This is a genomic window from Hypericibacter sp. (genome assembly GCF_050729195.1).
GTDB lineage: Bacteria > Pseudomonadota > Alphaproteobacteria > Dongiales > Dongiaceae > Hypericibacter.
This window is the reverse complement of record NZ_JBOHKS010000049.1, coordinates 1-8,853: the sequence shown is the minus strand read 5'-3', so window position 1 is coordinate 8,853 and position 8,853 is coordinate 1. Positions and strand designations below refer to the sequence as shown.

Annotated in this window: 7 protein-coding genes; 4 read left to right on the top strand and 3 right to left on the bottom strand. The window is 65.3% G+C overall.

The window, feature by feature from the left end; translation table 11 throughout:
- Positions 1-214: 214 nt before the first annotated feature.
- Positions 215-1,276: a bifunctional riboflavin kinase/FAD synthetase gene (locus ACREE8_RS03630; RefSeq protein ID WP_431571615.1), complete on the bottom strand. Its 1,062-nt coding sequence runs from the start codon at positions 1,274-1,276 to the stop codon at positions 215-217.
- A 183-nt stretch (positions 1,277-1,459) separates the two neighbouring features.
- Positions 1,460-1,903, bottom strand: coding sequence for a MaoC family dehydratase (locus ACREE8_RS03625; RefSeq protein WP_431571614.1), 444 nt, complete (start codon positions 1,901-1,903; stop codon positions 1,460-1,462).
- A gap of 336 nt (positions 1,904-2,239) precedes the next feature.
- On the opposite strand from ACREE8_RS03625, the gene ACREE8_RS03620 reads away from it, so the two are divergent.
- The 4 genes from ACREE8_RS03620 to ACREE8_RS03605 all read left to right on the top strand — a co-directional run bounded on the left by ACREE8_RS03620 (position 2,240) and on the right by ACREE8_RS03605 (position 8,090).
- Positions 2,240-5,203 carry a PAS domain-containing protein gene (locus ACREE8_RS03620; RefSeq protein ID WP_431571613.1) on the top strand — a complete coding sequence of 988 codons (2,964 nt, stop codon included), beginning with the start codon at positions 2,240-2,242 and terminating at the stop codon, positions 5,201-5,203.
- Positions 5,204-5,307: 104 nt separating this feature from the next.
- A complete protein-coding gene (locus tag ACREE8_RS03615; protein ID WP_431571612.1) occupies positions 5,308-6,186 on the top strand; it encodes a dimethylarginine dimethylaminohydrolase family protein in 879 nt (292 codons plus the stop codon).
- 241 nt (positions 6,187-6,427) lie between these two features.
- On the top strand, positions 6,428-7,633 hold the full coding sequence (locus tag ACREE8_RS03610; RefSeq protein WP_431571611.1) for a phosphatase PAP2 family protein: 1,206 nt from the start codon (positions 6,428-6,430) through the stop codon (positions 7,631-7,633).
- Between the two features lie 262 nt (positions 7,634-7,895).
- Positions 7,896-8,090 carry a Flp family type IVb pilin gene (locus ACREE8_RS03605; protein ID WP_431571610.1) on the top strand — a complete coding sequence of 65 codons (195 nt, stop codon included), beginning with the start codon at positions 7,896-7,898 and terminating at the stop codon, positions 8,088-8,090.
- Positions 8,091-8,402: 312 nt separating this feature from the next.
- Here the strand turns inward: ACREE8_RS03605 and ACREE8_RS03600 are convergent.
- Positions 8,403-8,853 (bottom strand): response regulator (locus ACREE8_RS03600; RefSeq protein WP_431571609.1); only part of this gene is annotated, 451 nt, incomplete at its 5' end.

Genomic DNA, 8,853 nt, shown 5'->3' with positions numbered 1-8,853 from the left:
CGCGACGCGTCGCGCAGGCGCTGGAACAGATTCATCTCCTGCCAGCGCTTCAGCGTCTCCGGCTCGCGGGTCGGCAGGTTGCCGCGCATGGGAAATTCGGTGCGCGGCAGAAAAACGGTGTCTTTGTAATCCAACGGTCCCTCGCGTGATCGCCGTTCATGGCGCCGGGGGCTTGCAGGCTCAAGGCCCGCCCCGGCCATCCGTCAGTGCTGTTTCAGTGATTGGTGGAAATCTTGGGTCTGATCTTCGGCCGCAGGGCGCGATCATAGGCATCGCCCTCCGGGCCCTTCGGCGAAGGCGGCGCGCCGGTCGGCGACGTGCCGGGCTGCGGGCCCGCATAAGCCTGCAGGATTTCACGCGCGCGCGCGCTGTCCGCGGCGATCTGCGCCTTGAGCTCGGGCAGTCCTGAAAATTTCTTCTCCGGCCGCAGGAAGTCGATGAAGGCGACGCGCAGATGCCGGCCATAGAGATCGGCCGACATATCGAAGAGATGCACCTCGAGCTGCACGCGCGTGCCGCCGACGGTGGGCCGGCGGCCCAGATTGGCGACGCCGTCAACCCAGCGGGTGGCCGACCCCATATCGATACCGGCCTTCACCGCATAGACGCCCAGCATCGGCTCGAGATAATCGCCGATCGCGATATTGGCGGTGGGGAATCCCAATTGCCGGCCGCGCTGATCGCCATGCTCGACGCGGCCCTCGATCTCCCAGGGCCGCCCCAGCAGCGCAGTCGCGCTCATCGGCCGGCCGGAGGTCAGATGCTCGCGCACCTTGGTCGAGGAGAACACCTCGCCGCCGTCGCTGGCGGCGGCCTCGACCGAGGTCACACCCAAGCCATGCATCTGGCCCAGATCGACCAGGAGGGCGGCGTTGCCGCGCCGCTCGCGGCCGAACACGAAGTCATAGCCGGCCACCACATGCTGGGCCGCGAGCCCCTCGATCAACACCTCGATCACGAAGGCCTCGGCGCTCATCTGCGCGAGGCGCGGACCGAAGGGCAGCACGAAGAGATCGTCGAGCCCCATCGCCTCGAGCTGGCGCACCTTGATGCGCAACGGCGTGAGGCGGAAGGAAGGCTGGCCGGGTTTGAAGAATTCGCGCGGATGAGGCTCGAAGGTGAGGACCGCCGAATTGGTGCCGAGCTCGCGAGCCTTGGCCTGGGCCCTGCCGATCACCGCCTGATGGCCACGATGAACGCCATCGAAATTGCCCAGCGCCACCACGGCATGGCGCGCTTCGACGGGGATCTCGGTGTGATGGCGGAATAATCGCATGCGTTCGGGGCTCGGGAGCAGTCGCAAGGCTCCGCCCCGGGCCGGCGGCCTCGGGGGCAGGAGAGCGGGCGAAGATAGCGCGTCGCCTGAGGACTGGATAGGCCGAAGGGGCCGCTCCGCGCCGCGGCGAAATGGCCGAAATCGCCGTAGCCGCAGGGCCTTAGCGGGCCCTGGAAAGCGCCGTTACTCGGCCGCCTGGGCCTGCCGGCGCGGCACCACGAGCTGGGCCTCGCCATCGATGACGACGGTTTCGCCGACCTTGCAGACGGTCGAGACCGTCACCCGGGCGCGGGCCGGGTCGATCGCCGTGACCGTCACCGTCGCGCGCACGGTCTCGCCGATGCGGACCGGGGCTTTGAATTTGAGGTTTTGGCTCACATAGATGCATCCCGGACCCGGCAGCTTCGTGCCGAGGACGGCCGAAATGAAGCTCGCCGTCAGCATGCCATGGGCGATGCGGCCCTTGAACATCGTGCCGGTCGCGTAATCCTGGTCGAGATGGACGGGATTGACGTCGCCGGAGATACCGGCAAACAGGACGATATCGGCGTCCGTCACGGTCTTGGCATAGGTCGCGGACTGTCCGACCGACAGGTCCTCGAGGAAATGCCCGCTTACTTCAGCCATCAACCCACACCCTCTGCTGTGCGACGCCTGCGACTCCGCGGCGATCCGCTTTGTTGCGGCGCAATATATCTGAGGCTGAAACCCCGAACAAGCAAGCCCATGCGACCGTTTGCAGGGCAATACTGTCATAGTTCCTAATAACCATAAGAATATTGGCCATATAACGGGCAGGCGGTGCCGCGGTTCCGGGTCCGGCTTGGTTTTGCGGCTGCTAACGCGGTCTTAAGGCGCCGTTATTAGAAAGATTTAGCCTGCCTCGCCTGGCCCGGCTCCCGGTCCGGCGGCGGCAGAGGGCTCCCTGCCCGGAAGGGGAGCCGATCGGGAGCGGCTCCAAGGATGCTGGCAGAAGCGACACCGGCCGAATTGACTGCGGCGATCGAGTGCCTCGGCATTGCGGTCTTCGTCGTGGATGCGGAGCCGAACGGCGATTTCCGCTATATCGCGGTCAACAAGCTCGAGCTCGACACCTGCGGCGCCCGCTACGGCCATATCCTCGGCAAGCGGCCGGAAGACCTGTTCGCGGCCGACGACGCGGCGCGCTTCAACGCCGAATATCGCGAATGCCTGGAGAGCCGGCGCGTCATCGAGCGCGAGCTGGTGAGCAGCGTCATCGACGGCGTCACCTGGCACACCACGCTCACGCCCATCATCGGCCTCGACGGCAACGCGCGACGCGTGATGGGAACCCATCGCAAGGGCGCCACGACCCATCCGGTCGAACGCATCGATCTCAATGCCAGCGCCTCGCGGGTCAGCGCCAAGGACCAGATGGAGCTGGCCTGCCGCTTCATGCCCGACACCACGGTGACCTACGTCAACGACCGCTATTGCCGCTATTTCGGCAAGCCGCGCGAAGTCCTGCTGAGCAAGCGTTTCATCGACGGCGTGACGCCCGACCAGCGCGCCACCATCCTGCGCCAGCTGGCCGCGGTCACCCCGGAACAGCCGGTCGCGGAATATATGCTGCGCAGCCGGTTGCTCGATGGCGAGATCGGCTGGCAGCTCTGGCGCGACCGCGCCGTCTTCAACGAGGCCGGCGAGCTGCTCGAGTTCCACAGCGTGGGCGTCGACGTCACGCGGGTGAAGGAGCTCGAGGACGAGCTGCGCAAGAGCGAGGAACGTTTCTCGCTCGCGGTGCAGGGCTCGAACGACGGCATCTGGGACTGGAACTTCGAGACCGGCGAGATCTGGTTCTCGCCGCGCTGGAAGGAGATGCTGGGGTACGGCGTCGACGAGCTGCCGAACAGCCTCGAATCCTGGCATTCGGTGCTCCATCCCGACGACGCACAGGTCGCCCTCAAGCTGGTCGCCGACTACAATGCGGGCCGCACCGAACGGTTCCTGGCGCAGCTGCGCCACCGCCACAAGGACGGCTCCACCCGCCATATCCTGTCGCGCGCCATCAACAAGCGCGACGCCAGCGGCCGGGTCACGCGCATCGTCGGCGCCAACACCGACATCACCGAGATCAAGCAGCGCGAGCAGGAGCTGACCGACCTGCAGAAGATGCTGAACCGCGGCGCCGAGCTGGCGAAGCTCGGTTACTGGGCCTGGGACGAGGCCAACGACCGCTGCGTCTATTGCACCGAGGAGGTGGCGCGCCTGCATGGTCTGACGGTCGCGGACTATTACGGCGTGCTCGGCACCAACCTCAACATCGCCGAACGCATCCATGCCGAGGACCGGCAGCGCTATGTCGACGTGATCAGCAGCAGCCGCGCTGCTTGCCGGCCCTATGACATGGAGTTCCGGCTCTATCGCCGCGACGGCGAGCTGGTCTATGCGCGCGAGGTCGGCGATTTCGTGCAGGACGACAATGGCCGGGTCGCGCGCTCGGTCGGCATCACCCAGGACATCACAGCCTTCCGCCTGCAGCAGGAGGCGATGCGCGCCGAGGAAGAGCGGCTCCAGGATTACGTGATCGAGCTCGAGCAGGCCAAGAGCCGGCTCGAATCGCAGGGCAAGGAGCTGGCCATCCTGGCCGAGGATCTGGCCCTGGCGAAGACCAAGGCGGAGGCGGCGAGCCGCACCAAGTCCGAGTTCCTCGCCATGATGAGCCACGAGATCCGCACGCCGATGAACGGCCTCATCGGCATGACCGGCCTGCTGCTCGATACCGAGCTCACCGACGAGCAGAGCCATTACGCGCAGACCGTGCGCGAATCCGCCGAGGCGCTGCTCAGCATCATCAACGACATCCTCGACTTCTCGAAGCTCGAGGCGGGCCGCATGCGCATCGATCCGGTCGATTTCGAGCTCGATCGCGTGATCGACAGCGTCATCACGCTGCTCTCGCCACGCGCGGCCGCCAAGGGCATCGCGCTCAAGGCCCTGCCTTGCGCGAAGGAAGCGCAATGGCTGAGGGGCGATGCCGGGCGCTTGCGCCAGATCTTCTTCAACCTGGTCGGCAACGCGGTGAAGTTCACCGAAAAGGGCTCGGTCACGATCGGAACCAAGCTGCGCACGCGCGAGGACGGCGAGGTCGAGCTCTATGCCGAGGTCGTCGATACCGGCATCGGCATTCCCGAAGCCGCCCAGGCCACGCTCTTCACCCGCTTCACCCAGGCGGACAGCTCGACCTCGCGCAAATATGGCGGCACCGGCCTCGGCCTCGCCATCTGCAAGCAGCTGGTCGATCTCATGGGCGGCGAGATCGCGCTCGACAGCGATCCGCAGTCCGGCAGCCGCTTCTGGTTCACGGTGCGCTGCCAGACCGCCAAGCCGCAGCGCTCGGCCGACGGTCTCGGCCTTACCGGCGTGGAACGTCCGCGCCGGGGCTTGCGCATCCTCGTGGCCGAGGACAATCAGGTGAACCAGCTGCTGGTGAGCGCGTTGCTGCGCCGCCTCGGCTGCCAGGTCGACCTGGTCTCGAACGGGCTCGAGGCGATCTCGGCCGTGCAGCGGATCCCCTACGATCTCATCCTGATGGATGTGCAGATGCCGGAAATGGACGGTATCGCCGCCTCGCAGGCGATCCGGCGCCTGCCGGGCGACGTGCGGCGCATCCCGATCATCGCGCTGACCGCCAACGCGATGGCCGGCCAGCGCGAGGAATATATCGAAGCCGGCATGGACGAATATGTGTCGAAGCCGATCGACATGGCGCAGCTGATGGGTGCCATGACGCGGCTCTGCGGCGCCGAAGAGCCGGGCGACTCCGCATCCGCCGAGGAGCCCGCGCCAGCGACGGCACCGGCTGCCGCCGGCAAGACCGCGGCCGACAAGAGCACGGTTGACGAGCTCTCTGCGCTGATCGACGAGATCGACCAGCAGACGCCCCCCAAGACCAAGACCGCCTGAGCGCGTTCTTCCCGATCATCTCCTCCTCAAGGGGGAGGTGAAGAAAGAAGACGTTTGCATTAGGGTCCTTGCGCATTTTCTCCAAGCGCAAGGAAACGCGGTCCATGGCGGCTCAGCTCGGCGGCTTCAACGAATATGGGCGCATCCGGCGGGTGGCGCTGCGCCGGCCGGAGGCCGCGTTCCAGAACCCTGCCAAGATCGCGGCCGAGTGGCAAAAGCTCGCTTATACCGAAGCGCCGCTCCTCGACCAGGCCGCGCGCGAATATGACCGGCTCGAGGCCAGCCTCAAATCCGTGGGTGCGACGCTCGATCACCTGCCGGCGGATCCGAGCCTGACGATCGATGCGCTCTATGTGCGCGACGCCGCGATCGTGGCGCCCGGCGGTCTGATCCTCTGCAACATGGGCAAGCCCGCGCGACAGGGCGAACCGGCGCTCCATGGCAAGGCGCTGGGCACCGCCGGCATTCCGCTTCTGGGCCGGATCGAGGGCGCGGGGCGCATCGAGGGCGGCGACCTCGTCTGGTTCGACGAACATTGCCTCGCGGTGGCGCGCGGCTATCGCACCAACGACGAGGGCATCCGGCAATTGCAGGCGCTGGTGGGACCCAAGGTCGAGGTGGTCACGGTCCCGCTGCCGCATTATCGCGGGCCCGGCGACGTGTTCCATCTGATGTCGATCCTGAGCCCGCTCGACTGTGACCTGCTGCTGGTCTATTCGGCGCTGATGCCGGTGCCGTTCCGCGAATGGCTGCTCGCGCGCGGCATGACCCTGGTCGAGGTGCCGGATGCCGAATTCGACAGCATGGGCTGCAACGTGCTGGCGATCGCGCCGCGCCATTGCGTGATGCTCGAAGGCAATCCGCAGACGGAAGCAAGATTGCGCGCGGCCGGATGCCGCGTCGAGGTCATCGCCGGCCGCGAGATCTCGGCCAAGGGCCAGGGCGGTCCCACCTGCCTGACGCGTCCGCTGCTGCGCGACTGATTTCCGCATCGACTCATTGCCGCTTCCCGACAGGTCGCTACACGTGACCGGAAGTTAACCCTTCCTTCGCGATTAAGGGATCTTTCAACCTCTTGCCGCAGAGTGAGGCGGTTGCGAGCGCGCGCTCGGATTCATCTCGAATTTCAGGGAAGCCGCGGCCTTGCCGAGCCTGCCCCAAGATCGAGGGAATCGGGCCCGCGAACGCCTGCCGCCTTAGCAGACAATCGAGGTCGTCCCGGCCATGACCGATCAACCTTTTACGCCGCAATCGACCGCCGATATTGCAGGCCCGCCACGGGCGGACGTGTCGATCGGCATCTGGCTGTCGGCGCTGCCCCAGCGGCTTCCCGGCCTCCTTGCCAGCTTTCGACGAAACGCCATCGACTATGGATCGGAATTTCTCCGCGAGCTGCCCGCGGCCTTCCGCCTCGACGCCTGGCTCATCTTGGTTATCACGGCTTTCACCATCGTCGGCGCCTGGGTCGCCGTGCATCTCGAGTCCGGTTCGATCCTGTCGATCGGGCTCTATTTCGACGTCTATTCCTTCATTCTGCCGATCACGCTGTTTCTGCTCTTCACCGGCCGGGCGCTCTATATCGCGCTGATCATGAGGCCCAAGCGTCCGCTTCTCGTCCTGATGCAGGATCTGCGGCACAACATCGCCTTGCCCCGTCGCCTCGCGCGGGGTCTGCCGATGCTTTTGTTTCTCCCTTTTCTGATCGGTACCTTCTCGGTGACGAAGGCCGCGATCCCGTTCTTCCACCCCTTCTCCTGGGATGTGAGGCTGGAGCGGTGGGACCGGTGGCTGCATGGCGGCACGGCGCCGTGGGAACTGCTGCAGCCTCTCCTCGGTCACCCTTTCATCAGCCTGCTGTTCAACGTCAGCTACAATGTCTGGTTCTTCGCCCTGTGGTTCACCTGCATCTGGCAGTTCTTCACCCTGCGACGGCCGCAATGCCGGATGCAGTTCCTGCTGTCGATGACGCTCTCCTGGATCCTGATCGGCGGCGTGCTGGCGGCGGTCTTCTCGTCGGCGGGTCCCTGCTATTTCGCGCGGGTGGTACCCGGCCCCGATCCCTATGCCCCGCTCATGAACTATCTCTATCAGGCGAACGACATCTTCGAGCTCTGGTCGCTCAACACCCAGGAACTGCTGTGGGAGGGCTATAGCCTTCACCGCCTCGATCTCGGCACCGGCATCTCGGCCATGCCCAGCATGCATGTTGCGGTGGCAACGCTCCTCATGCTGCTCGGGTGGCGGACCTCAAGGGCCATGGGCATTGCCTTCACCGTGTTCCTCGGCCTCATCATGGTGGGTTCCGTCCATCTGGGCTGGCATTACGCGCTCGACGGTTATGTGTCGGTCATCTGCGCCTTGCTTCTCTGGGCAGCCACCGGCTGGTTCGTGCGCCATGTCATGCGCCTGCCGAACGAGGCATCGACCTGATTTTCCGGCATCGATTTTTTTGCTGCGAGGGCCGCCCGATCCATCGTGCGGCCTTCTTTTTTGCGTGCATGCCTCAAGCAGTCTTCTAAGTCTCTGTAACAAAGCCGTCGATCGATAGAATTTTATTTGAATCAGCGTTAAATAATCAGCAAGTAATCGCGCCCATATTTTTGAAGTCTCCCAATATGCCCGCCGATTAACCTTTGCTTCAGAGGTTGGGGGCATTCTGTCCGCGGGTTACATTCAGGAAGGAGACCCAATCATGTTGAAGACCACGATCCAAAACTTCATCCATGACGAGTCGGGCGCCACCGCGATCGAGTACGGCCTGATCGCCGCTCTTGTGTCGGTCGCCGCTATCGTCGCTCTGCAGACCCTCGGCGGCTCGCTGAACAGCATCTTCAGCGTCGTGAGCAGCAACCTCGCGAGCGCTGCTTCGAAGGCGAAGTCGCACTAATCCAGGCTTCCTTCCGGCCGCTGCTGCGGGCCCCTCCCGGGGGACCCGCGGTAGCTGCGCCGGGGACTTTGAGGGCGGACTTCAGCAATACCCACCGATACGCTGCAGGACGTCCTCATTGATATATCGCGCTCGCCGGTTCGTCCGGCGATCCCGCGTCTTCCCCCGGGAACCGATCCGGCGGGATGAGCCAACAAGAACAATATCCGAAGGGCCGTGGCGCCGATCGTGCCACGGCCCTTCCGATTCAAGCCCGATTTCGCCCCCGGTTTCGCCATTGAAGACATCACCGGCCGAAGGCTGCCGCCCGGCTCAGCCGGCGGTACCGTCGCGGCGTTCGAGATCGCTCATCAATTCCTCCAGCGCCGCCGACTGATCGACATCGAGTGCCGGGGACTTGCCCGTCGCCGGCGCCGAGGGAACGGCGGGATCGACCGGCGTCACCAGCTCGCGCTGGAGGCAATGCGCGATCACCGCAAACAGCGCCGCGCGGTCGATCGGCTTCGACACATAGTCGTCCATGCCGGCCTCGAGGAAGCGTTCCCGGTCGCCCATCATGGCATTGGCGGTCATCGCCACGATCGGGATGCGCGATTTCGCGCCCTCGAGCGCCCGGATGCGCCGCGTCGCTTCGATGCCGTCCATTACCGGCATCTGTACATCCATCAGGACCAGGTCGTAATCGCCCTCGCGAACGGCCGCGACCGCCTCGACGCCGCTGCTGACCGCATGCACGCGATGGCCGCTGCGCGCGAGCAGCGCC

Bases quoted from the DNA above. Each gene is read 5' to 3' on its own strand.
- ACREE8_RS03630 (WP_431571615.1), bottom strand. From the start codon at position 1,276: ATGCGATTATTCCGCCATCACACCGAGATCCCCGTCGAAGCGCGCCAT.
- ACREE8_RS03625 (WP_431571614.1), bottom strand. From the start codon at position 1,903: ATGGCTGAAGTAAGCGGGCATTTCCTCGAGGACCTGTCGGTCGGACAG.
- ACREE8_RS03620 (WP_431571613.1), top strand. From the start codon at position 2,240: ATGCTGGCAGAAGCGACACCGGCCGAATTGACTGCGGCGATCGAGTGC.
- ACREE8_RS03615 (WP_431571612.1), top strand. From the start codon at position 5,308: ATGGCGGCTCAGCTCGGCGGCTTCAACGAATATGGGCGCATCCGGCGG.
- ACREE8_RS03610 (WP_431571611.1), top strand. From the start codon at position 6,428: ATGACCGATCAACCTTTTACGCCGCAATCGACCGCCGATATTGCAGGC.
- ACREE8_RS03605 (WP_431571610.1), top strand. From the start codon at position 7,896: ATGTTGAAGACCACGATCCAAAACTTCATCCATGACGAGTCGGGCGCC.